Here is a 23,342-nt window from a genome sequence, read left to right on the forward strand (position 1 = left end):
GTCACACGGTGACCCGCGTCACCAGGGCCCCCGCCCCGCCGTCCGGGCTTCTCCCACCGCCGGCTGAGGCGGTCTTCCGGCCGGGGCCCCGTCGGTCTGCTCCGGGCGGCCGTCTCGGCACGCCGTCCGCCACCGGCCCGCCCCGCGCCCGGCAGGCGCCCGGTGAGCAGAGGCGTCCGTGTCACCCCGCCGGGCCGCCCCGCGTCTGCGACCCCACGGCCACCCCCATGACCTCGCGCGCGTGACGGCTGGGGACCATGCCCAGGCGCCAGGCCTGCCAGCCCGCCTCCAGGCTCGCCCCCCGCTCCAGCAGCAGCCGGTAGGCGTCCACGTAGTCGCCCAGCTTGCCGTCGCGGGCGGCGTGCGCGGTCCGGCCGAGCTGGGCCAGCTCCTCCAGGGCCACCGCCGTACCGACCTCCGTACCGCCGGGGGCGGCGTACGGCAGCAGGGTGCAGCGCAGGAACCGGGCCCAGTCCTCCCCGCGCCGGTCCCCGTAGGAAGCGAACAGTGCAGCCGCCTCCTCGCACAGGGCCAGCGCCTGCTGCGTACGGGCGTTGCCCGCGTCGACGACCGCCAGCTCCAGGCAGGTCCACGCCTCGCCGTGGGCCACCCCGATGCGCTGGAAGTCCGCGCGGGCGTCGACCAGCAGCTGACGGGCGAAGCCGGAGTTGCGCAGCGATCCGGTCCGCGCGGCCCGCTGGTCGCGGGTCACCCGGGCCGAGTGGTGCCGGGCACAGGCCAGCCCGTACACGTCCCGCATCCGGGAGAACATGGTGCGGGACCGCTCCAGCTCGCGCACCGCCCGGTCCAGGTCCCCGGTCTCCTCCAGCGCCTGGCCCAGGTAGTACAGCGTCCACGCCTCCCCGCGGGCGTCCTCGTTGTCCCGGTGCCGGGCGGCGGCCCGCCGCAGGTCCTCCACCGCCGGCGAGGCGTCCCCGGAGACCAGCAGGGCCCGCGCCAGCTGGGTCAGCGCCCACGCCTCCCCGCGGGCGTCACGGGTACGGCCGTACAGCTCGAGCGCGGTGCGCAGCTCCGTCTCGGCGCGCGGGACGTCGCCCGTCCGCAGGTGCAGCTGGCCGAGCTGGAAGTGCGCCCACGCCTGACCGTGCACGGACTCGCCCGCCCGGTGCAGCACCAGCGACCCGGTGAGCAGCTCCAGGGCCTCGGCCAGCCGGGCCCGGTCGCGCTCCACCGCCGCCAGCGCGTGCATCGTCCACGCCCGGTCGGTGGCCAGCCGGGGCGCGGACTGCAGGTCCATCGCCTCCCGCAGCCGCGCCGACGCCTCCGTCAGGTTGCCCTGGTGGTGCAGCGTGATGCCCAGCGAGGTCAGCGCCCGCGCGGCCCCCGCGTCGTGATGCGCCCCCCGGTACAGGTCGACCACCGAGGTCAGAGTCGTCCGCGCCGTGTCCAGCTCACCGAGCTGACGCGCCGCGATACCGGTACGCCACTGCACCGAACGCACCAGCAGCCCCTCGTCCACGGACTGCGCCAGCTCACTGATCTCCCCGAGCCGGTACAGGTCGCCGCGCAGCAGGCAGTAGTCGCACAACGCGCCGAGGAGGTTCAGCACCGCCCTCTGGTCCACACCCTCCGCGTGCCGCAGCGCCGCCGTGATGAAGCTCGACTCGTCGTCCAGCCAGCGCAGCGCCTCGTCCAGCGACGTGAAGCCGTACGGGCCGAAGCGGTCCGAGCGGGTCGACATGTTCCCGTCGACCAGGCGCAGCACCGAATCGGCCAGCTCGGCGTAGTTCACGATCAGCCGTTCCTGCGCCGCCGCCCGCTCGGCCGGGTCCTCCTCGTCGAGGAGCCGGGCCAGCGCGAAGGCGTGTACGAGGTCGTGCAGCCGGTAGCGGCCCTGCCGCACCGGGGTGATCAGACCGGCCCGGGACAACGCCTCCAGGTGCCGTCGCGCCTCGGCCTCGTCGGTGCCGAGCACCGCGGCCGCGGCGGCGGCACCCAGCGAGACCCGGCCCGCCAGCGCCAGTCGGCGCAGCAGCCGCCGCAGCGTGTCCGGCTGGTCGGTGTAGCGCAGCCACAGGGCACGCTCGACCGGGTCGACCGGGCCGTACGCGCTCAGGTCCGAGGCCAGCGCCCGCGGCGAGCGCGCGCCCAGCGACGAACCGGCGATCCGCAGCGCCAGCGGCAGCCCGCCGCACAGCTCCCGGACGAGGTCGGCCGACTCGGCGTCGTACGGCTCGGAGGAGTCCTGCGCGGCGGACGACAGCAGCTCCTCCGAATCCGCGGCGTCCAGCGCCTCCACCGGCACCTGGTGCACCCGGGCCGGCAGGTCGTCGGGCAGGCCGAGCGGCGCGCGGGAGGTCACCAGGACCAGGCTGTCGGAACGCTCCGGCAGCAGGGTACGGACCTGCTGCGGGTCCGCGGCGTCGTCGAGGACGACCGTCACCGGCATGCCCGTCACATGCTGGTGGTACAGCTCGCTCAGCCGCCTGACCTGCTGGTCGGGCGAGGACCGCTCACGGAACAGCAACTGCTCGCGGGGCGCCCCCAGCCGGTTCAGCAGATGCAGCAGCGCGTCCCGGGTCGAGAGCGGCGCCTCGCCGGGGCTGTCGGCACGCAGATCGACCACGCAGGCACCGCGGAAGTAGTCCTTCAGGTCGTGCGTGGCGCGCACCGCGAGCGTGGTCCGGCCACTGCCGGGCGCCCCGTACAGCACCACCACCGTCGGCACGGTCCCGGTGGCCGCGCGCGCGGCCCGCACCCACTGCCGGATCTGCGCCATCTCCCGCCGGCGCCCCGCGAACGCCCCCACCGGCTCGGGCAGCTGCCCGAACGACTGCTCGAGCACGCTGCGGCCGCGGGCCGCCGCGCTCTTGTCCGCGCCGCGCAGCCGAGGCCCCTTCTGCCGGGGCCCCGTGGCCGCGGCCAGCATCCGCTGCTGGTCCAGGAACGGCCGGACCCCGCGCACCTCCAGCGCCGTCAGCCACTGCAGCCGCAGCTGCTCGGGCCCGCCCGGCTGGCTCACCGCGCCGGCCCGGTGGTGGGCGGCGGGCACATGCACGCCCGCGACCTTCGCCACGGTCGCCGCCGCCCCGGCCGCCCCGACGGCCACACCCGCGCCGAGTGCCGTCCCGGTCCCGGTGCCGAGGAGGAGGTCGGCGACCACGGCCGCCGCCCCGGCCACCCCGGCCACGAGCAGCGGCGTCCCGGCACCCTCACGGGCGTACCGCTGGCCGAAGGTGAGCTGCCCGGCCGCCGCGTCGTCCAGGGCACGGGTGTACGCCTCGTACTCCTCGGCGGCCGTCCCCGCCATCGCGTCCAGGGCGCCGCGCGCCCGGGACAGCAGCACCTTTCCGTCGGTGCGCCCGCCCGAGCGGCGCACCTCTTCCTCCACAGCCCGCGCCAGCAACCGCTCGGCGTCCGCACGATGACTGTCCCGCATGCCACGTCCCCCTCCGGCGGCCTTGCCCGCACCCGGTGTGCCCGGCGGTCCTCGGGTCCCTCCCGTCCCCTCCCCGAGACCCCTGCCGGTTATGCGTGGCCCCGGTGTCCTGCGCGTGCCCCGCCCTGGAGAGAGGGAGACAGGACGCCGTCCGGGCTACGGACATCCGGGCGACGGACGCCTGAGCGACGGACGTCTGATCGACGGACACCCGAGCGGCGGACACCCGCGCGGCCGACATCCGGGTCACGGACGGCGGCGGGGCGCATCGGTACGACGGTGCGGTGCCGGTACTGGGGCAGGATGGAACCATGCCGAACCGACTGGCCCACGAGACGTCCCCCTACCTCCTTCAGCACGCCGACAACCCCGTCGACTGGTGGCCCTGGTCGGACGAAGCCTTCGCCGAGGCGCGTGAGCGCGACGTGCCCGTCCTGCTGAGCGTCGGGTACGCGAGCTGCCACTGGTGCCACGTCATGGCGCACGAGTCGTTCGAGGACCGGGCGACCGCCGACTATCTGAACGCGCACTTCGTGAGCGTCAAGGTGGACCGGGAGGAGCGGCCCGACGTGGACGCCGTCTACATGGAGGCCGTGCAGGCGGCGACCGGGCAGGGTGGCTGGCCGATGACGGTGTTCCTCACCCCGGACGCCGAGCCCTTCTACTTCGGCACCTACTTCCCGCCCGAGCCCCGCCAGGGCATGCCGTCCTTCCGGCAGCTGCTCCAGGGCGTGCACCAGGCCTGGGCCGAGCGCCGGGACGAGGTCGCCGAGGTCGCCGGGAAGATCGTGCGGGACCTGGCGGGGCGGGAGATCTCCTACGGCGACGCGCGGCTGCCCGGCGAGGAGCAGCAGGCGCAGGCGCTGCTCGGCCTGACCAGGGAGTACGACCCGCAGCGCGGCGGATTCGGCGGGGCGCCGAAGTTCCCGCCGTCCATGGTGCTCGAGTTCCTGCTCAGGCACCACGCCCGCACCGGCGCCGAGGGCGCTCTCCAGATGGCGGGGGACACCGCCGAGCGGATGGCCCGCGGCGGCATCTACGACCAGCTCGGCGGCGGCTTCGCCCGTTACTCCGTCGACCGGGACTGGGTGGTGCCGCACTTCGAGAAGATGCTCTATGACAACGCCCTGCTGTGCCGCGTCTACGCCCATCTCTGGCGGTCCACCGGGTCCGAGCTCGCGCGCCGGGTCGCGCTGGAGACCGCCGACTTCATGGTGCGCGAACTGCGCACGCCCGAGGGCGGGTTCGCGTCCGCGCTGGATGCCGACAGCGACGACGGGACGGGGCGGCACGTCGAGGGGGCCTACTACGTCTGGACGCCCGCGCAGTTGCGTGAGGCGCTCGGGGCGGAGGATGCCGAACTCGCCGTGCGGTACTTCGGGGTGACCGAGGAGGGCACCTTCGAGGAGGGCGCCTCCGTGCTCCGGCTTCCGCAGCAGGACGAGGTGTTCGACGCCGGCCGGATCGCCGGCCCCGGCGGGATCAGGGAGCGGCTGCTCGCGGCGCGCGGGGCGCGTCCCGCTCCCGGCCGGGACGACAAGGTCGTCGCCGCCTGGAACGGGCTGGCGATCGCCGCGCTCGCCGAGACCGGCGCCTACTTCGGCCGGGCGGACCTGACCGAGGCCGCGGTCGGCGCCGCCGACCTGCTGGTCCGCGTGCACCTCGACGACCACGCCCGGATCGCCCGGACCAGCAAGGACGGCCGTGTCGGCGGCAACGCGGGCGTCCTGGAGGACTACGCCGACGTCGCCGAGGGCTTCCTCGCGCTGGCCTCGGTGACCGGGGAGGGGGTGTGGCTGGAATTCGCCGGGCTGCTGCTCGACCACGTGCTGGCCCGCTTCGCCGACGCCGGGTCGGGCACCCTGTACGACACGGCGTCCGACGCCGAGCGGCTCATCCGTCGCCCGCAGGACCCGACCGACAACGCCGTTCCGTCCGGCTGGACGGCCGCCGCGGGCGCGCTGCTCGGGTACGCGGCGCAGACCGGCTCCGAGCCCCACCGCACCGCCGCGGAAAGGGCGTTGGGAGTGGTGAGGACGCTCGGTCCGCGGGTGCCGCGGTTCGTCGGCTGGGGGCTCGCGGTCGCCGAGGCGGCGCTGGACGGGCCGCGGGAGGTCGCGGTGGTCGGCCCCGCGCTCGACGACCCGGCCACGACGGCCCTGCACCGTACGGCGCTTCTGGGCACCGCCCCGGGGACGGTGATCGCCCTCGGGACACCGGGGAGCGACGAGTTCCCGCTGCTGGCCGACCGGCCCCTGGTGGGCGGTGAACCGACGGCGTACGTCTGCCGCAACTTCACCTGTGACGCGCCGACGACCGATCCCGCCCGGCTGGGCGCGGCCCTGGGCGGCTGAGGCGGCGGGGCCGGGCCGCTCAGTCTCCCCGGGCGACCCGGCTCAGCGCGCTTTCCACGATCGCCTCCAGCTGGTCGTGGTGCGCGCCCCGCCAGTAGGCGCGGCCGCAGTCGCCGCACTGGGCGAACACGTCGTACGAGCGGTGCGTGCCGCTCTTCAGCTGGTCGGCGACCTCGTCCTTGGTGGCGGCGCGGAGCAGCCCGTTGCAGGCGGTGCAGCGGGTCCAGGGGCGCAGCTCGGGCCGGAACCGGTCCAGGACGTACGGCAGCTGCTCGTCGGGGCCGGTGCTGTAGACGAACGCGCCGGCCCACAGTTCCCGGCGGCGCAGCAGCCCGCGGTCGCGGCTGAGCATCACCCGCTTCTCGGCCGCGGACCGGGCGGCCAGGGCCGGATCGCCGATGTCCGTCGACTCGTAGGCCGTGTCCACGCCCAGCAGCCGCAGCCGGCGGGCCAGTGTGCCGAGGTGGACGTCGAGGAGGAAGCGGAGCGGGGCGCCGGGTACGCGCTGGGGGCGGGCGACGGGGCGGACGGTGACCGACTCGCCCGCGGCCGGGAGGTGCGAGACGGCCACCTCGCGGCCGTCCACGAGCAGCGCGCCGACCTCGGTCAGCGGGACGCCGAGGGACTCGACGAGGTGGCCGAGGGTGGAGACGCCGTCGGACGGGGCCTTCAGGGCGCCGGTGGTGCGTGCCCGGGGGACGAAGACGAGCAGGTCGGGGGCGAACTCGACATGGATCTCGGGACCGTTCACCGGGCCAGGATGTCATGTGCGCGGCCTGGGGCCGCGGGATTTCCGGCCGCCCCGGCCCGGGGCCTTGGTGCCGGTCCGGAGGACCGGGCCGGAGGCGGCCGGCGGGGCCTGCCCGGCTGGGGCGAGCGGGGCCGGTGCGCTGGGCCGCGCGGCGCAGGAGGGCGTGCCGGCTCCCGTGTCCTCGGCTCGGTCCGCCGGACGGGCCCCGGGGCGCCCCCGGCTCATCCGTGCTGGTAGGCCACCAGGGAGATGCCCACGTAGTGGGCGATGAAGGCGGCCAGGGTGAGGGAGTGGAAGACCTCGTGGAAGCCGAACCAGCGCGGTGACGGGTTGGGCTTCTTGAGACCGTAGATCACTCCGCCCGCGCTGTAGAGCACGCCGCCCACGATCACCAGGACCAGGACGGCGACGCCGCCGCTGCGCATGAAGTCGGGGAGGTAGAAGACGGCGGCCCAGCCCATCGCGATGTAGCACGGGGTGTAGAGCCAGCGCGGGGCGCCCACCCAGAACACCCGGAAGGCGATCCCGGCGAGGGCCGCCGCCCAGATGCCCCACAGCAGCCACCGCCCCTTCGTCTCCGGCAGGAGCAGCATGGTGAGCGGCGTGTAGGTGCCGGCGATGATCAGGAAGATGTTCGCGTGGTCGAGACGGCGGAGCACGCCGTCCATGCGGGGGCTCCAGTCGCCCCGGTGGTACAGGGCGCTCACCCCGAACAGCAGGCAGGCCGTCAGCGCGAAGACCGCGCAGGCGACGCGGCCCCGGGTCGAGTCGGCGAGGGCGACGAGCACCAGCCCGGCGACCAGGACGGCGGGGAACATGCCCAGGTGCAGCCAGCCGCGGAGCTTGGGTTTGACCGGGTGGGGGAGGGACGTCGGGACCGGGCCGCGGCCTTCGGCCGACCGGGCCGCGGGCGCGTCGGGCGAGTCGGAGGCGTCGGGGACGAACGCTGTCATGACTGCAATCGTATCTACGGAACCGTAAGTTACGAATCGGTCCAGCGGGACGACCCCGTGACGTGGTCATGATCTCACGCGGGCTACTCGTCAGTACCCCCCGCGGTGCCTACCGGTAAAAAGAAGACATGGTGAACGCAACGTGCGCGTAAAGAAACCCAGCGTGCGCGCATGCCCTCCCCGGAAACCGTGGCCATCGTCACTCTGCTCACATGTGAGTCCCCCTGGACAGATGGGCACTCGCGTCGGAGGATCAAATGAGTGCGGTCGGCACCGGATGAGCGCCCAAGATTCCACCGTGAAGCATCCGGGCCGCAGCCCCCACGGGGCCCTCCAGACCAAGAACCCTCACTTAGGAGCAATCGTGGCGCGCGACATCGCGGCTCCCGGCGTCCCCACCACCCACCAGGGACTCATCTCCTGGGTCAACGAGATCGCCGAGCTGACCCAGCCGGACCACGTGGTCTGGTGCGACGGTTCCGAGGCCGAGTACCAGCGGCTGAGCGAGGAACTGGTCGACCGGGGCACGTTCCGCAGGCTCGACCCGATCAAGCGCCCCAACTCCTACTACGCGGCCTCCGACCCCAGCGACGTCGCCCGCGTCGAGGACCGCACCTTCATCTGCTCCGAGAAGGAGGAGGACGCCGGGCCCACCAACCACTGGAAGGCCCCCGGTGAGATGCGGGAGATCTTCACCGGTGAGAAGGGCGTCTTCCGCGGCTCCATGAAGGGCCGCACCATGTACGTCGTGCCCTTCTGCATGGGCCCCCTCGGCTCGCCGCTGTCCGCGATCGGCGTCGAGATCACCGACTCCGCGTACGTCGCCGTCTCCATGCGCACCATGACCCGCATGGGCCAGGACGTCCTGGACGAGCTCGGCGACGACGGCTTCTTCGTCAGGGCCGTGCACTCCGTCGGTGCCCCCCTGGAGCCCGGCCAGGAGGACGTGCCCTGGCCCTGCAACCGGACCAAGTACATCTCGCACTTCCCCGAGGACCGCGAGATCTGGTCCTACGGCTCCGGTTACGGCGGCAACGCCCTGCTCGGCAAGAAGTGCTACGCCCTGCGCATCGCCTCCGTCATGGCCCGCGACGAGGGCTGGCTCGCCGAGCACATGCTGATCCTCAAGCTGACCCCGCCGCAGGGGGAGTCCAGGTACGTCGCCGCGGCCTTCCCGAGCGCCTGCGGCAAGACCAACCTCGCCATGCTGGAGCCCACGATCTCCGGCTGGACCGTCGAGACGATCGGTGACGACATCGCCTGGATGCGGTTCGGCGAGGACGGCCGCCTCTACGCGATCAACCCCGAGGCCGGCTTCTTCGGCGTCGCGCCCGGCACCGGCGAGCACACCAACGCCAATGCCATGAAGACCCTGTGGGGCAACTCGATCTTCACCAACGTCGCCCTCACCGACGACGGCGACGTGTGGTGGGAGGGCATGACCGAGGAGACCCCGGCCCACCTGACCGACTGGAGGGGCAACGACTGGACGCCCGAGTCGGCCCGGGAGGACGGATACAGCCCGGCCGCCCACCCCAACGCCCGCTTCACCACGCCCGCCGCCCAGTGCCCGATCATCGCGCCCGAGTGGGAGGACCCCAAGGGCGTGCCGATCTCCGCGATCCTCTTCGGCGGGCGCCGCGCCACCGCCGTCCCCCTGGTGACGGAGTCCTTCGACTGGAACCACGGCGTCTTCCTCGGCGCCAACGTGGCCTCCGAGAAGACCGCCGCCGCCGAGGGCAAGGTCGGCGAACTGCGCCGCGACCCGTTCGCCATGCTGCCGTTCTGCGGCTACAACATGGGCGACTACATGGGCCACTGGATCGACGTGGCGAAGGACAAGGACCCGTCCAAGCTGCCGAAGATCTACTACGTCAACTGGTTCCGCAAGAACGACGAGGGCACCTTCGTCTGGCCCGGCTTCGGCGAGAACAGCCGCGTCCTGAAGTGGATCGTGGAGCGCCTGGCGGGCACGGCGGACGGCGTCGAGACCCCGATCGGCGTCCTGCCGGCCAAGGGCGCGCTGGACACCGACGGCCTCGACCTGTCCGAGTCCGACCTGGACTTCCTCCTCACCGTCGACAAGGACGTGTGGCGCGAGGAGGCCGCGCTGGTTCCCGAGCACCTCAACACCTTCGGCGACCACACGCCCAAGGAGCTGTGGGACCAGTACCACGCCCTGGTGCGACGCCTGGGCTGACCCCGCCCGCCGGTCCTCCCGCCGCGGAGGACCCAAGACGCCGCGGCCGGCTCCGATCGCGCCCTGACCAGCACCGTCGTCACGGCCGGCCGCGGTGAACGCACCACAGACCGGCGAGGCCCCGCACAACGGCGTGGGGGGCCCTGGGCCTGTCGTCACCCACCCGTCCGCCCCGACGGGAACGGGCGGCGACGGGCCTTCGCCATGTCACCGCCCACCACCCGGCGAGTCCGACCCCCTACTCCGACCGGTCCTTCAGATACTGCGAGAGCGTCCGCTGCCGCTGCCGTTCCTCCTCGCCCACGCTCTCGACCAGCCGCAGTGCCTCCGCGCCCAGCAGGTCGAGCTGGTGTTCGAGATGCCGCTCCGGAGGCTCCTGGCCCGGTGCGAGCCGCGCCCACCAGCGCGTCCGCACGAACGTGTCGACGGCCTCCGGAACGTCCTGCCGCACCGCCCGGGACAGGGCATGGACGGCCTCCGGGTCCCGGGCGAGGATCTCGGGCGCCCAGTCGGGGTCGAGCAGCGCGGACAGCAGCCCGGTCAGTTCGCCGAGCCGGCCGGCCGCCGCGTCCGGCAGGTCGACGCCGGAGAGATAGGCCTCGAGCCGCTCGAAGTCGGCCCGTACCTCGGCGAGCTGCGCGGACGGGTCCGGGAAGTCCGGCGGGTCCGGCCGCTCCGGCGGGGCGATCAACGCGCCCGCACCGTACAGGCCGGCCACCACGACCGGCCAGTACGCCCCGGCCACGCCCGTGAACGTCAGCACCAGCCCGGCGAGCCCGCCCGCACTCCCGGCGAGGTTCTTGCGGGACTCCAGATACGCCATCGCCCTACTGGTAGCCACGGATCTCCTCGAAGGCGCCGTCCAGCGAGCCCTGCCGGGCGTCGAAGAGACGGCCGCCGGTCAGCTCGGCGATGCCCTCCAGTTCGGTGCGGTCGGAGTCGCCGAAGAGGACGGGGAAGACGGGGATGCCGGCCTGCCCGTCCGGCAGTCCGGCGTAGAAGTCCTCGAACGCACCGGCACCGGGGCCCGCCGTGTTCTCGCCGTCCGTCATCAGCACGATCGACGTGAACGTGTCCTCGCCGTCGCCGAGACGGGCGTAGGCCTGCTCCAGCGACGAGTAGATCGCGGTGTCGCCCGAGGCGGACAGCCGCCCGGCGTCCCGGCGGATCGCGGCGAGGCCCTTCTCCGGGTCGTCCGGGCCGACGACATGGGTGCGCACGCTCTTCACCTCCGTGCCGAACGGCATCAGCGTGACCTCCTCCCGCTCCCGGAAGTCGCCGGTGAGGCCGGTGAGGGCCGTCTTCAGCCGCTCGAGGCGGTCACCCTCCATCGAGCCGGAGGTGTCGAGGACGTACACCGTCCGCGAGGGACGGCGCAGCTCGTTCTGGTACGAGTCGAGCAGGCCCTCGGCGACGGAGAGGCTGCCGGGGAACGGCAGTTCGCGTCGTCGGCCGTCGTCGAGGGCGGCCGACGGTTCCACCCCGGGGACCACCGGGCGGCGCAGCGTGCGGTCGGTGATCAGCCGCTGCACGGCGTCCGAACGCAGCGCCTCGGTCACCCGGCGCACGTCCTCGCGGGTGGCCGCGTCGGTGGCGGCCAGGGAGGAGAGCGGGTAGTCGGCGGTGACCAGACCGTCCTTCGGGCGGATCACGGTCAGACCCTTGATCCCCTCGAGGACGGACTCGTAGTTGAGCAGCGCGTCGACGTCGCCGCGGCGCGCGTACGCGCTCGCCAGCCAGCCCGACGAACCCGAGGTCAGCTGCTGCCCCCCGAAGAACTCCTTCAGCTTCGGGCGGGCCTTCGCCACGTCCGCGTCGGTGAGCGCGGACTGGGCTCCGGAGAGTGCCGAAGCCACCGAGACCAGCGTGGCGAAGCCGGAGTGGGAGCGGGCCGGGTCGGTCATGCCGTAGGTGAGTCCGCCGTCCCGGACGGCACGGTCGATGTCGGACCAGGTGACCTCGGCGGGCTTCCAGCCGAGCTCCCGGACGACGGAGTCCTTGACCCCGATCGCGACCGGGCTGGACATGACGGGGGTCTGGGAGACGACCTTCTTCTCCGCGGCCGGGTTCAGCCGCAGATAGTCGTTGGACGCCAGCCACACGGCGTCGTACCTGCTGTCCGCCTTCCCCTCGGCCAGCAGGTCCACGGCGTCCAGGGTGCCCGTGTAGGTGGGCCGCAGCGTGACCCCGGTGTCCTTCTCCACCTGCTCGAACACCGGCTCCATGTCGCTGAGTTCGCTGGAGGCGAGGACCCTCAGCGTGCCGGGCCGGGGTGCGCCCGTGTCGTCCCTGTCCTCGTCGGCCGCGCCGGTGCACGCGGTCAGCAGGGTGAGCGCGGTGAGCGCGGCGAGCGCGGCGGCCGGGACCGAGGCCGGTGGGCGTCTCATCGGGGGCCGCCCTCCAGTGGGTTCTGCGACCGGCTGCGCTCCAGGTACGTTCTCGCACCCTGGAGTTCGGAGGTCAGGCTCTCCACCGTCACCGCCATCGCCTCGGTCGCCCGCACCTTGTAGGTGTCGATGTCGTCGAGGGTGCGGTAGATCTGCTGGAACGCGGCCCGCAGCGTCTCGACGCCGACCGCCGGGTCGGCCGCGATGCGCTGGATCTCCCCGCTCTGCGTCGCCAGCATCTCCGCGTTGGACCGGATCAGTTCCTCGGTGGTTCCGCGCAGGGCGTCGACCTGCGCGACGACCTTCTTCTGGTGCTCGAGCGCCGAGGCGAGCATCACGGAGATCCGCAGCGCCGACACGGTCGTGGTGGCCGCCCGGTCCACCCCCTTGATCAGCTCCTCGTTGTTGCGGCGTACGACGTCCATGGCGAGGTAGCCCTGCGCGCAGACCGCGAGCTGGGTCAGCAGGTCCTGGTGCTTCTGCCGGACCGGGAAGAGGACGTCGGCGCGCAGCGCGTCGGCCTGGGCGGGGTCGCCCGCCCCCACTCCCGCGATGTGCTCCTCGACGGCCGCGTCCAGGGCCTCGGTCAGCACGACGTACTCCTGGAGCTTGCCCATGCTCTCCCAGAGGCGGACCCGCTCGGTCTGCAACGAGGCGTTGTCACGGCGCAGTTCGTCCTGCCCGCCGCGCAGCGCGCCCACGATCCTGTTCAGGGTGGACTGCGAGGAGGCGTACCTGGCGACGTGGTCGCGCAGCTTGTTGCCGCCGGGCAGCCGGGAGAGGAACCTGCGCCCCCTGCCCGCCGGCAGGTCCCGCGGGTCCAGGTCCTCGACCACGCGCCGCAGTTCGACGAGCGAACCCGCCACCTTGGACGAGGCGTCCCCGCCCTTGCCGGGCAGGCTGCGGACGGTGCGCTCCAGCATGCGGTCGGACTGCGCCGTGGCGGTGCGCATCTCACCGGCGCCCAGCGCGGTGATCTCGCCGACCTTGCCGGCGAACTCGGGCGAGCGGGCGTCCAGGGCCGCGAGGCCCTCGACGTACGCGGCGGCCCTGGACGCCATCTCCTCGCGGACGCCGTCCTCGACCGGGACGAGCCCGCCGGCCTTCTGCCGCGGCACGGCGGTGACGGCCTCGGGCGGTGTGAGGGTGAAGTCCCCTCCGGTGTTCGTCACGTGCATCGTTCCCCCTTGTCCGCTATCCGCGCGCCCGTCGCGCCAGTTCGCGCAGCACCGCGGAGGTGGGCACGGGGGCCTGACGGACGCCGGTCAGTTCCTGCTTGAGATACGCGGTGCGCCGCGAGGCGGCCTGCTCGAACTCGGCGACGTCGCCCTGCGGCCGGAAACCGTGCCGGACCGCCAGCTTGCGCAACGCCGTTTCGGTGCGGAGGAGTTCGGCCAGGTCCTTGCCGTCGTCGGTGAGCGGCACCACGGTGTGGTCGCTGTTGACCGTGGTGTCCGGGTACAGGACCACCAGGTCGTCGGGATTCCGCTGCTCAGCGAGGAGGGCGGCCACCTGGGACTCGTAGACGAGGACGAGCGGGTTGCCCGCGCCGCTGACGAAGTCCCGGAAGACGGCGTCGGAGCCGGCCTGCTGCGCGCCCTGCACGCTGACCAGCTTGCGCATCAGCGGTGCCGCGCGCCCCACCTCCGCGTCGCTCGAGACGACCTTGCCGCCGTTGGCCACGTAGGAGGCGGCGGCCAGGTAGAGGGCGCCCGAGTTGGAGGTCTCCGGATCGGTGCTGGAGATGTACAGGGTGCCGGTCAGTTCCCCGTACTCGCCCGCTCCCTCGAGCTCCTGCCAGGTCCGGTCGTCCTCGGCGGCCTCCAGATAGGGGCCCATCTTCAGGGTGCCCCGGTTCCTTCCGTCGAGCGCGGCCAGCCCGTTGCCCACGAGCACCTCGGCGGCCCCGCTGTGGGCCACCACGACGAGCGGCGAGTAGAACGGACGGGGCAGCGCGCCCCGGACCTTGTGCTTGGCCGCGATCTCGACGGCCGGCGCCCGGCTGGACGGGAAGGCGAGGTCGTACCCCGTCAGGTCCAGCCCCTCCATGGCCCAGGACCCGGAGGTCTCGGCCTCGACGGTGTAGCCCTTGGCGGCGAGGGCCTTCACCACGTCCGGATCGGCGAAGAACTCGGTCTTCTCCGACCCGACGACCATCCGCACGGTCTTCGTTGCCGTGCCTGTCCCGTCCCTGTCCCGGCCTGCCACGACGGCGGCCACCACGCCACCGATCAGCAGCACCGCGAGGACGATTCCCGCGATACGTCTCACACCCGGAGCGTGCCGCCGGAACCCGTCATTCCCGGGTGGCCGAGGTGAACGGAGAATGGCCTCGCGATACCGGTATGCAACAGGAACCGGTCACTCCGGACCAGCGGCCCGGGAGCCCTCACGCCGTCACGGCCACCTCGTCCCGCCGGCCCGGGCGTCCACCACGCTCACCCTCCGGCGGTCCGGTCGCCGGCTCGCACCCGCGGTCCTGCCCGAGGCGCCGCGGCGTTTGGACGCACGCCGGCGGTAGTCCCGCGGACGGGCGTGTGCTTCGGCGGTCACGGCCGGTCGCGGCCCGGCCGTGACCTGAGGACGGCCGCGCGGGTTCCTCGAGCGGGACCGGGAAGTGGGCCCGCGCGGCCTCGTCCCCTCCTGCCTCCACCGGTGTCCACCGCCGGCATCCCGGCGGTCCGACCGAGGAACCGGCCGAACCGCGGTCCGACCGAGGAGCCGGCCGAACCGCGGTCCGCTTCGTACGGAGCGGACTTGTGGGGAGCGGAACCGCGCCGGCGGGGTCGTCACGGGAGGGTGGGGGCGGCGGGGGCCGGCCCGGAGCAGGAGTCGGTCGTCACGGACCGCGCAGTTCTCACCGTGGTCCACCCGCGCACGAACCTGTCGCATGCCGCGCCGGGCGGGCCGTACGGTCTCGGTCACCGCGACGGCTTCGCGGCACCCCGTCCGGGCGTCGCGCTCCACGCGGTGCTGACGGAGTGCCCCGGCGGCGGTGCGGGGGTGCGTGGCGCCCGGTCCGCGCGTCGCTGTGGGTGCACGCGGACCGGGGCCGTAGGGGGGAGCCCGGGGTGGGGCTCAGTGGGACGCGAGTTCGCGCGGTGCGAGGGCCGCGGTGTGCGCGTCCATCCGCTCGGCGGCCAGGATGGCGGCCACCGTGTCGGCGCGGGAGGCGGCGACGACCAGGGCGCGGCCCGCGAGGGCGTGCGCCTGTCGGTGCAGGGCGGTGACGCGGGGCGCGCTCCCGCTCGTGGTCGCCGGCGCGCGGGCCGGCTCACTTCCTCCCCGCAGGCGGGTCACCTGCTCGGCGAGCCGCTCGGCCGCCGTGTCCAGATCGACCGAGGGCGCCGCGGCGCGCAGCTCGTCGGTGACGACGAGCAGTGCGTCGAGATGGCCCGCGAGCTGGATGTCCAGCTCTTCCTCGCGGGAGCGGCCGGGGAAGTCGTGAGGAGCGCCGGCCATCGTGCGGTGGACCGACTTGGCGCGGATCGGTTCGTACATGGATGGCCTCCTGAGTGCTGTCAGGAAACCATCCTAGCTTGGAATTCGTCTAAAGTTGTGTCGTTGACAGAACCGGACGAAGGGGGCACGCAGAGTCAGGGCTGGCAGTAACCGTCCAGGAAGCGGGCGATCCGCCCCACCGCGTCCCGCAGGTCGTCGGCCGACGGCAGGGTCACCACCCGGAAGTGGTCGGGTTCCGTCCAGTTGAAGCCCGTGCCGTGCACGACCATGATCTTCTCGCTGCGCAGCAGGTCGAGGACCATCTGCCGGTCGTCCTTGATCTTGAAAACGGTGGGGTCGAGCCGCGGGAAGAGGTACAGCGCCCCCTTCGGCTTCACGCAGGTCACGCCCGGGATCTGGGTCAGCAGCTCGTAGGCCGTGTCCCGCTGCTCGCGCAGCCGGCCGCCCGGCAGCACCAGGTCGTTGATCGTCTGGCGTCCGCTGAGCGCGGCGACCACGCCGTGCTGGCCCGGCATGTTCGCGCACAGGCGCATGTTCGCCAGGATCGTCAGGCCCTCGATGTAGGAGTCGGCGTGCGCGCGGGGTCCGGAGATCGCCATCCAGCCGACCCGGTATCCGGCCACCCGGTACGCCTTCGACATGCCGTTGAAGGTGAGGGTGAGCAGGTCGGGGGCGATCGAGGCGGTGGGGGTGTGCGTGGCGTCGTCGTAGAGGATCTTGTCGTAGATCTCGTCCGAGCAGACCAGCAGGTTGTGCCGGCGGGCGATGTCGGTCAGGCCCCTGACCATCGCCTCGTCGTAGACCGCGCCGGTCGGGTTGTTGGGGTTGATGATGACGATCGCCTTGGTGCGGTCGGTGACCTTGCGCTCGATGTCGGCGAGGTCCGGCATCCAGTCGGACTGCTCGTCGCACCGGTAGTGCACCGCCGTACCGCCGGACAGCGAGACGGCGGCCGTCCACAGCGGGTAGTCCGGCGAGGGGACGAGCACCTCGTCCCCGTCGTCGAGCAGGGCCTGCATCGCCATCACGATCAGCTCGGAGACGCCGTTGCCGATGAAGACGTGCTCCACGTCGGTCTCTATGCCGAGGGTCTGGTTGTGCATCACGACCGCCCGGCGTGCGGCCAGCAGCCCCTTCGCGTCGCCGTAACCGTGCGCCGAGGACACGTTGCGGAGGATGTCCTCCAGGATCTCGGGCGGGCACTCGAACCCGAACGCGGCCGGGTTGCCGGTGTTGAGCTTGACGATGCGGTGCCCGGCCGCCTCCAGCCGCATCGCCTCCTCGAGCACCGGGCCCCGGATCTCGTAACAGACGTTGGCGAGCTTGGTCGACTGGATCACCTGCATGGTGGGAGCTTACGGCCCGGTAATGCCGTTTGCGGCGTGTCATCCGCCACGTGAGACGTGTCGGTCGGGGTGGAATGTCCGGTTCCCTGTGACGGAGCGCGGTGGGGGCGGTGCCGTCCGTGAGCGTTGGAGCCGCCGTGAAAGCCGCTCCGTCGCCTCCGCGCCGGGCCTCCATCGTTTCCGTCGTCCGTGCGGGGGAGGGCGGGGAAGCCCGAAAGCCCGAAGGCCGGAAACGACGTCTTGTCCCCTGCCCGCGACGTGCTGACAATGCGCATGTCAATGAATCCTGTGGGTGGCCGGAGGAATCCCGCCGCCTCCGTCGCAGGATCCGTCGCAGGAGGGGACCCCGCATGAGAAGACCTCTCGTCGTCGCGCTCTGTGCCCTGGCCCTGGCCGGGGCGGGCGTGACTCCCGCGGCCGCCGCCGCGCCCGCCCCCGCTGCCGCGTCCGCGCCCACCCCCACGGGCGCGGACGCGGCAGCGGGCACGGCCCCGGGAGCCGGCCCGGGCGCGGGTCCGACCACGGTGCTCGACGTCGTCGACGGTGCCGTCGGTACCGCGGCGGACGCCGTGGCCGGCCTCACCGGGCCGAAGGCCGCCGCGGTGGACTTCGCGGGCACCGTCTCGCTGAGCAACTGCTCGGGCTCCGTCGTCCGCCTGCCCCACTCGGAGGACGACGACCCCGCGCTCGTCCTCACCAACGGCCACTGCCTGGAGAGCGGCTTCCCCGCGGCCGGCGAGGTCCTCGTCGACCGGGCCTCCAGCCGCAGCTTCGGACTGCTGGGGTCCTCCGGCTCCCGGGTCGCCACCCTGCGCGCCAACCGGCTCGTCTACGCGACCATGACCGACACGGACGCGGCGGTCTACCGGCTCGGCACCACGTACGCGCGGATCAGGAGCGTGTACGGCATCGACGCGCTCACCCTCGACGACACCCGCCCGGCGGCCGGCACCGCCATCAGCGTGGTCTCCGGCTACTGGAAGCGGATCTACGGCTGCTCCGTCGACGGATTCGCACACCGGCTGAAGGAGGGGGCCTGGACCTGGAAGGACTCGGTCCGCTACACCCCCGCCTGCGACACCATCGGCGGCACCTCCGGCTCGCCGGTCGTCGACGACGCCACCGGCAAGGTGGTCGCCGTCAACAACACCGGCAACGAGGACGGCGAGCGCTGCACGGTCAACAACCCGTGCGAGGTCGACGCGGACGGTGCCGTCACCGTCCGCCGGGGCATCAACTACGCCCAGCAGACCCACCCGTTCACCGACTGCTTCGGCGCGGACGGCGTGCTCGACCTCGACGCGAGCGCCTGCACTCTGCCCAAGCCCTGACGGGCCCGTCGCGGGCGGGCGGTTCAGCGGGGCGACCTGCGGACCGCCCGCCCCGCCAGTACGTCGGTACGCCGCCCGTCCTCGATCACGAACCGACCGTCGACCAGCACGTACGGGATGCCCGTGGGCAGCGTCCGGGGCTGCTCGAAGGTGGAACCGGCGGCCACCGTCCCCGGATCGAACAGCACCAGGTCCGCCTTGTAGCCCTCGCGGACCAGCCCGCGGTCCGCGAGCCGCAGCCGCGCGGCCGGCCGGGACGTCAGGTGCGCGACGCACTCCTCCAGCGACAGCACACCCAGCTCCCGCACGTACCGCGCGAGATACCGCGGGAAGGTGCCGTACGCGCGCGGGTGCGGCTTGGCCCCCTGGAGGATGCCGTCCGAGCCGCCGGTGTGCACCCGGTGCCGCATGATCTCCCGCACGTTCTCCTCGTGGCCGACGTGCTGGAGGATCGACGGGGCCAGCCCGTCCCTGAGGAGCAGTCCGCGGGCGAGGGCCCACGGGCTCTCGCCGCGCAGCGCGGCCGACTCCTGGACCGTGCGGCCCACGTACTCGGTCAGCGCGGGGTCGCCCACCCCGGAGATCTCGATGGTGTCCCACTCGACGGGCACCCCGTGGCAGCCGTCCGAGCCGGTGACCTCCAGGTGGTGCCGGATCCGCTCGGCCGTCGCGTCGTCCGCGAGCCGCCGGAGGATCTCCCCCGGGCCGCCCTCGCCCGCCCAGCTCGGCAGCACCGAGACCAGCGTGGTGGCGCCCGGCGTGTACGGGTACGTGTCGAGGCTGATGTCGGCACCGGCGGCGAGCGCGTCGTCGAGGAGCGCCAGCAGCTCGGGCGCCCTGCCCTTGTTCACGCCGAAGTTCATCGTCGCGTGCGCCAGGTGCAGCGGGCAGCCCGCCTCCCGGGCGAGTGTCACCATCTCCTCGTACGCCCGGAGCGCGCCCGCCCCGTAACTGCGGTGGTGCGGGCAGTAGTAGCCGCCGTAGCGGGCCACCACCCGGCACAGTTCGGTGAGTTCGGCGTCCTTGGCGTACATGCCGGGCGTGTACGTCAGCCCCGACGACATGCCGACCGCGCCCTGCTCCATGCCCTCGGCGACCAGCTGCCGCATCCGGTCCAGCTCCGCGGGGGTGGCGTCCCGGTCCTCCCAGCCGACGGCGAGGGCGCGGACCGTGCCCTGCGGGATCAGGTAGGCGGCGTTGACGGCGATGCCCCCGTCGAGCCGGTCCAGGTACTCGCCGACCGACCGCCAGTCGAAGTCGATGTCGTCCCCGCCACCGTTCCACCCGGCGATCGCGCGGCGGACCTCGCCGAGCGTGCGGTCGTCGACCGGCGCGTACGACAGGCCGTCCTGGCCCAGCACTTCGAGGGTGACGCCCTGTGCGGCCTTGGCGCTGTGGTCGGGGTCGCGCAGCAGCGCCAGATCGCTGTGGGCGTGCATGTCGATGAAACCGGGGGCCAGGACCAGCCCCTCGGCGTCCAGTTCGCGGCGGGCCTTCGGGCGCTGACAGCCCGCTGCCGCCGCCTCCTTCACGATCGAGACGACACGGCCGCCGTCGACGACCACGTCCGCGCGGTACGCGCCGTCGCCGGAGCCGTCCACGACGTCGGCGTCCCGGATGACGAGTTCTTCCACGACACGGCCTCCTAGAAGAACGTACGGATGTAGTCGACCACGGTGCCGTCCGCCTCCGTCAGGGGGATGAGCACCCACTTGTCGAAGGAGGTGCACGGGTGGGAGAGCCCGACGCCCAGCCAGTCGCCGACCTCCAGGTCGGCCTGCGGGGCGGTGCTCAGCCAGGCGTGCTGGTCGGAGAGGGAGACGACCGAGATCCCGGCCGCCGGGCGCTCCACACCGTCCCGGCGGACCACCTGGGCGAACGGCAGGTCGAGGTCGTGGGCCGCGTCCCGCTTGCCCGCGTTGGCGAAGGCCTGTTCGGCGGACGGCCGGGACACGATCTGCGTCCACAGCCGGAACGCCGGTTCCAGCGCGCCTTCCTCCGGTACCCGGTTGAACGGCGTCAGCTTGCGGTAGTGCCCGTCGTCGTGCGAGACGTACGCACCCGAGCGCAGCAACTTCAGCACGGGAAGCGAGAGCTGCGGGATCCCGGCGAAGACGTCGGCGACCGCGTCGAACCAGGCGCTGCCGCCCGCGCTCACCACGACCTCGTCCAGGCCCGCGAACCGCCCCGCCCCGTCGAGGTCCACCGCCAGGGCCACCAGGCGCCGCAGCCACGCCGCCACCCGCTCCGGGTCGGCGTCCGGCACCTCGCCCTCGTACCCGGCGACCCCGACCAGCCGCAGCCCGCGCGCGCCCGCCACCGCGTCGGCGACGGCGGCGCACTCCGCCTCCGTCCGCACCCCGGTCCGCGCGCCCTCGCCCCCGGCCAGCTCGACCACGACGTCCACCGGGCGGGCGGAGCCGGCGAGGACCGCGTCCATCAGCTCGACACCGCGCACGGAGTCGACGTAGCAGACGAACCGGAAGCCGGGGTCGGCGTCCAGCTCGCCGGAGACCCACCGCAGGGCCGCCGGGTCCACCAGTTCGTTGGCGAGGAACACCCGCCGCACGCCGAACGCCCGCGCCACCCGCACCTGGTGCGGCATCGCGAGCGTGATGCCCCAGGCGCCGTGCTCGATCTGGCGCCGGAAGAGCTGTGGGGCCATGGACGTCTTGCCGTGCGGGGCGAAGGCGAGGCCGTGCCGGGCCGCGTACGTCTCCATCAGCTTCAGGTTGTGCTCCAGGCGCTCGGCGGACAGCGCGAGCACCGGAGTGGTGAAACCGCCGGTGAACAGGTTCCGGCGCTGGGCGGCCAGCTCGCCGACGGTCAGCCCGTCGGCGTCCGGCGGGAGGCCCTTGAAACGGTGGTCGACGCGTTCCTCCGCGAGGAGCGTGTAGGCGTCGGAGCCGGGGTCCATGACCATCAGAGCCTCCCTGATCCGGCGTGTTGCGCTCTCTGCAACAGCCATTGCGTATGTCGCTTACCGTTGTCTAACATCTCGGCCACGCGGGGTCAACGAAAACGGGCCCCGCAGCCGACGGGCACGGTGCGGCCGGACGCCGGACGCCGGACGCCGAAAGTCCGGACACCGAAAGTCCGGACACCGAAAGTCCGGACACCGAAAGTCCGGACACCGCCCGACCCGCGAGCGACCCCGCCCGACCCTGCCACCCGAGGAGTCACCCCACCGTGACCGCCACCGGTCCCCGCACCGCCCCCGACGCCGACGCCGTGGAGACCGTCGACGTCGTCGCGCTGGGCGAGTCCATGGTGACGTTCCTGCCCTCCCGGCCGGGCCGCCTCGCCGACGTGCCCTCCTTCGAGCGGGCCATCGGCGGCGCGGAGTCCAACACCGCCTGCGTCCTCGCGGCGGCCGGCCACTCGGCGCGCTGGATCAGCGCGGTCGGCCGGGACGGCTTCGGTGACCACCTCGTACGGGCGATCGGGGAGTACGGCGTCGACGTCTCGTACGTCCGGCGCGACCCGCACCGTCCCACCGGCGTCTACTTCCGCACCGCCGGCGACCGCGCCACCGACGCCCACGAGGTCGCCTACTACCGGGCGGGCTCCGCGGCCTCCGCGATGACCTCCGCCGACGTCGACCCGGAGGCGGTGCGCGCCGGACGCGTCCTGCACCTGTCCGGGATCACGGCCGCGCTCTCCCCCGGCTGCCTGGAACTGGTGCGGGAGCTCACCGCCCCCCGCCCCGGCCGCCCGCTCGTCTCCTTCGACGTCAACCACCGGCCGGGTCTGTGGCGCGACGCCCACGGTCCCGAGGTGCTCCTGGAACTGGCCCGCAGGGCCGACATCGTCTTCGTCGGCGACGACGAGGCCGAGTCCGCCTGGGGCATCGTGGGCGGCCCGGCGTCGATCCGCGAGGCGCTGCCCGAGCCGGAGATCCTGGTGGTCAAGCAAGGCGAACGGGGAGCCACGGCCTTCTGCCGCACACCCGTGGGCAGCCGTGCCGCCGCGGACGCCCCCTCCGGGAAAGGCGCCCCGTCGGCGCCGGACCGCGGGACCCGCCCCCGGCAGGCACCGGCAGCGGGCACCTTCGTCCCCGCCCTCGCCGTCGACGTCGTGGCGACGGTCGGGGCCGGGGACGCCTTCGCCGCCGGGTTCCTCTCCGCCACCCTGCGCGCCCTGCCCGTACGGGACCGGCTCCGGCACGGCCACCTCACGGCCGCCGCCGCCCTCACCGTCCCCGGCGACCTCGCCGCGCCCCCCGCCCGCGACCTGGCCGACCGGCTGGCCGCCCTGGACGAGGCGGCGTGGGGGAGACTGCGCCTCGGCCCCGGTTGGACAGAGACCGACACCGCGGACGCGGACGCGTGCACAGACGCGGACGCGGGTGCGGACCGGGCCGAGGAGGAGGTACGTACCCCATGAGCCAGACCGTCGACCGCGCACTGAGCATCCTGCCGCTGCTCGCCGAAGGACCCGCCGACCTCGGACAGGTCGCCGACCGCCTCGGCGTGCACAAGTCCACCGCCCTGCGGCTGCTGCGCACCCTGCACGAACACGGACTGGTCTACCGCCAGTCCGACCAGCGCTACCGGCTCGGCGCCCGCCTCTTCGCCCTCGCCCAGGAGGCGATGGAGAACCTCGACGTCCGCGAGATCGCCCACGCCCACCTCGTCCGCCTCAACGAGCAGTGCGGGCACACCGTGCACCTCGCCGTCCACGAGGAGAACGAGGTCCTCTACATCGACAAGGTGGAGAGCCGCTATCCGGTCCGCATGTACTCGCGGATCGGCAAGCCCGTCGCCCTCACGGTCGCCGCCGTGGCCAAGCTGCTCCTCGCCGACCTGCCCGAACACGAGCGCCGCGCCCTCGCGGACACGCTCGACTACCCCATGTACACGTCCCGTTCGACACCGGGTCCGGCCGCGTTCCTGCGCGAGCTGGAGAAGGTGCGCGAACAGGGCTGGGCCACCGACCTCGGTGGCCACGAGGAGTCCATCAACTGCGTCGCCGCGCCGATCCGCGGCGCCGACGGCCGGGTGGTCGCCGCGATGTCGGTCTCCGCGCCGAACGTCGTCGTCACCGCCGAGGAACTCCTCACCCTGCTCCCGTCGGTCCGCCGCACCGCGGCCGCGATCAGCGGCGAGTACTCCGGCCGGACTCCGGCAGAACTCCAGTGACCCCAGTGACTCCAGCG

The 23,342-nt window shown here is 73.3% G+C and carries 16 protein-coding genes; 5 read left to right on the forward strand and 11 right to left on the reverse strand.

The features are described from left to right. Window positions 1-181: 181 nt before the first annotated feature. On the reverse strand, window positions 182-3,400 hold the full coding sequence (locus ORI94_RS24800; protein ID WP_266079476.1) for a tetratricopeptide repeat protein: 3,219 nt from the start codon (window positions 3,398-3,400) through the stop codon (window positions 182-184). A gap of 311 nt (window positions 3,401-3,711) precedes the next feature. On the opposite strand from ORI94_RS24800, the gene ORI94_RS24805 reads away from it, so the two are divergent. Further along, window positions 3,712-5,754 (forward strand): thioredoxin domain-containing protein, encoded by a 2,043-nt coding sequence (locus ORI94_RS24805; RefSeq protein WP_266079478.1) that lies wholly within the window; start codon window positions 3,712-3,714, stop codon window positions 5,752-5,754. A gap of 19 nt (window positions 5,755-5,773) precedes the next feature. Here ORI94_RS24805 and ORI94_RS24810 read toward each other — a convergent pair whose 3' ends face one another. Further along, the gene (locus ORI94_RS24810) at window positions 5,774-6,505 is read right to left on the reverse strand and encodes a Mut7-C RNAse domain-containing protein (RefSeq protein ID WP_266079480.1); all 732 of its coding nucleotides are present in this window, start codon (window positions 6,503-6,505) and stop codon (window positions 5,774-5,776) included. A gap of 221 nt (window positions 6,506-6,726) precedes the next feature. Beyond that, on the reverse strand, window positions 6,727-7,458 hold the full coding sequence (gene trhA / locus ORI94_RS24815) for a PAQR family membrane homeostasis protein TrhA (RefSeq protein ID WP_266079482.1): 732 nt from the start codon (window positions 7,456-7,458) through the stop codon (window positions 6,727-6,729). Window positions 7,459-7,822: 364 nt separating this feature from the next. Here trhA and ORI94_RS24820 point away from each other — a divergent pair, with 364 nt between their 5' ends. Next, window positions 7,823-9,658 (forward strand): phosphoenolpyruvate carboxykinase (GTP), encoded by a 1,836-nt coding sequence (locus ORI94_RS24820; protein ID WP_266079484.1) that lies wholly within the window; start codon window positions 7,823-7,825, stop codon window positions 9,656-9,658. Window positions 9,659-9,896: 238 nt separating this feature from the next. Here the strand turns inward: ORI94_RS24820 and ORI94_RS24825 are convergent, their stop codons facing one another. The 6 genes from ORI94_RS24825 to ORI94_RS24850 all read right to left on the reverse strand — a co-directional run bounded on the left by ORI94_RS24825 (window position 9,897) and on the right by ORI94_RS24850 (window position 16,853). Continuing rightward, a complete protein-coding gene (locus tag ORI94_RS24825) occupies window positions 9,897-10,481 on the reverse strand; it encodes a hypothetical protein (RefSeq protein ID WP_416237895.1) in 585 nt (194 codons plus the stop codon). 4 nt (window positions 10,482-10,485) lie between these two features. Then, window positions 10,486-12,045 carry a substrate-binding and vWA domain-containing protein gene (locus ORI94_RS24830; protein ID WP_266079488.1) on the reverse strand — a complete coding sequence of 520 codons (1,560 nt, stop codon included), beginning with the start codon at window positions 12,043-12,045 and terminating at the stop codon, window positions 10,486-10,488. Next, entirely contained in the window at window positions 12,042-13,217 is a 1,176-nt protein-coding gene (locus ORI94_RS24835; RefSeq protein WP_416237888.1) for a toxic anion resistance protein, read from the reverse strand. The genes ORI94_RS24830 and ORI94_RS24835 overlap by 4 nt, the downstream gene beginning before the upstream one ends. A 22-nt stretch (window positions 13,218-13,239) precedes the next feature. Further along, window positions 13,240-14,316, reverse strand: a complete 1,077-nt coding sequence (locus tag ORI94_RS24840; RefSeq protein ID WP_266079492.1) for a substrate-binding domain-containing protein — start codon at window positions 14,314-14,316, stop codon at window positions 13,240-13,242. An 807-nt stretch (window positions 14,317-15,123) separates the two neighbouring features. Beyond that, the gene (locus ORI94_RS24845) at window positions 15,124-15,546 is read right to left on the reverse strand and encodes a hypothetical protein (protein WP_266079494.1); all 423 of its coding nucleotides are present in this window, start codon (window positions 15,544-15,546) and stop codon (window positions 15,124-15,126) included. A 95-nt stretch (window positions 15,547-15,641) separates the two neighbouring features. Continuing rightward, complete coding sequence (locus ORI94_RS24850; protein WP_266079496.1) at window positions 15,642-16,853, reverse strand: pyridoxal phosphate-dependent aminotransferase; 1,212 nt, start codon at window positions 16,851-16,853, stop codon at window positions 15,642-15,644. Window positions 16,854-17,203: 350 nt separating this feature from the next. Between ORI94_RS24850 and ORI94_RS24855 the strand changes: the two genes are divergently transcribed. Continuing rightward, a complete protein-coding gene (locus ORI94_RS24855) occupies window positions 17,204-18,184 on the forward strand; it encodes a S1 family peptidase (protein ID WP_266079498.1) in 981 nt (326 codons plus the stop codon). A 23-nt stretch (window positions 18,185-18,207) separates the two neighbouring features. Here ORI94_RS24855 and ORI94_RS24860 read toward each other — a convergent pair whose 3' ends face one another. Together ORI94_RS24860 and ORI94_RS24865 are read right to left on the reverse strand one after the other, a co-directional pair. Then, complete coding sequence (locus ORI94_RS24860) at window positions 18,208-19,818, reverse strand: N-acyl-D-amino-acid deacylase family protein (RefSeq protein ID WP_266079500.1); 1,611 nt, start codon at window positions 19,816-19,818, stop codon at window positions 18,208-18,210. Window positions 19,819-19,829: 11 nt separating this feature from the next. Beyond that, window positions 19,830-21,107, reverse strand: a complete 1,278-nt coding sequence (locus tag ORI94_RS24865) for an amino acid deaminase (RefSeq protein WP_266079503.1) — start codon at window positions 21,105-21,107, stop codon at window positions 19,830-19,832. Window positions 21,108-21,373: 266 nt separating this feature from the next. On the opposite strand from ORI94_RS24865, the gene ORI94_RS24870 reads away from it, so the two are divergent. Then, window positions 21,374-22,570: a sugar kinase gene (locus ORI94_RS24870; protein WP_266079505.1), complete on the forward strand. Its 1,197-nt coding sequence runs from the start codon at window positions 21,374-21,376 to the stop codon at window positions 22,568-22,570. After that, window positions 22,567-23,325 (forward strand): IclR family transcriptional regulator, encoded by a 759-nt coding sequence (locus ORI94_RS24875; RefSeq protein WP_266079507.1) that lies wholly within the window; start codon window positions 22,567-22,569, stop codon window positions 23,323-23,325. The genes ORI94_RS24870 and ORI94_RS24875 overlap by 4 nt, the downstream gene beginning before the upstream one ends. The last annotated feature ends 17 nt before the right edge of the window (window positions 23,326-23,342 follow it).

The sequence above is a fragment of the Streptomyces sp. NEAU-W12 genome, from assembly GCF_026242095.1.
Taxonomy (GTDB): Bacteria; Actinomycetota; Actinomycetes; order Streptomycetales; family Streptomycetaceae; genus Streptomyces.

Excerpts from the sequence above, each read along its gene's own strand:
- ORI94_RS24800 (WP_266079476.1), bottom strand. The coding sequence starts at position 3,400 with ATGCGGGACAGTCATCGTGCGGACGCCGAGCGGTTGCTGGCGCGGGCT.
- ORI94_RS24805 (WP_266079478.1), top strand. The coding sequence starts at position 3,712 with ATGCCGAACCGACTGGCCCACGAGACGTCCCCCTACCTCCTTCAGCAC.
- trhA (WP_266079482.1), bottom strand. The coding sequence starts at position 7,458 with ATGACAGCGTTCGTCCCCGACGCCTCCGACTCGCCCGACGCGCCCGCG.
- ORI94_RS24825 (WP_416237895.1), bottom strand. The coding sequence starts at position 10,481 with ATGGCGTATCTGGAGTCCCGCAAGAACCTCGCCGGGAGTGCGGGCGGG.
- ORI94_RS24830 (WP_266079488.1), bottom strand. The coding sequence starts at position 12,045 with ATGAGACGCCCACCGGCCTCGGTCCCGGCCGCCGCGCTCGCCGCGCTC.
- ORI94_RS24845 (WP_266079494.1), bottom strand. The coding sequence starts at position 15,546 with ATGTACGAACCGATCCGCGCCAAGTCGGTCCACCGCACGATGGCCGGC.
- ORI94_RS24850 (WP_266079496.1), bottom strand. The coding sequence starts at position 16,853 with ATGCAGGTGATCCAGTCGACCAAGCTCGCCAACGTCTGTTACGAGATC.
- ORI94_RS24855 (WP_266079498.1), top strand. The coding sequence starts at position 17,204 with ATGAGAAGACCTCTCGTCGTCGCGCTCTGTGCCCTGGCCCTGGCCGGG.
- ORI94_RS24865 (WP_266079503.1), bottom strand. The coding sequence starts at position 21,107 with ATGGTCATGGACCCCGGCTCCGACGCCTACACGCTCCTCGCGGAGGAA.
- ORI94_RS24875 (WP_266079507.1), top strand. The coding sequence starts at position 22,567 with ATGAGCCAGACCGTCGACCGCGCACTGAGCATCCTGCCGCTGCTCGCC.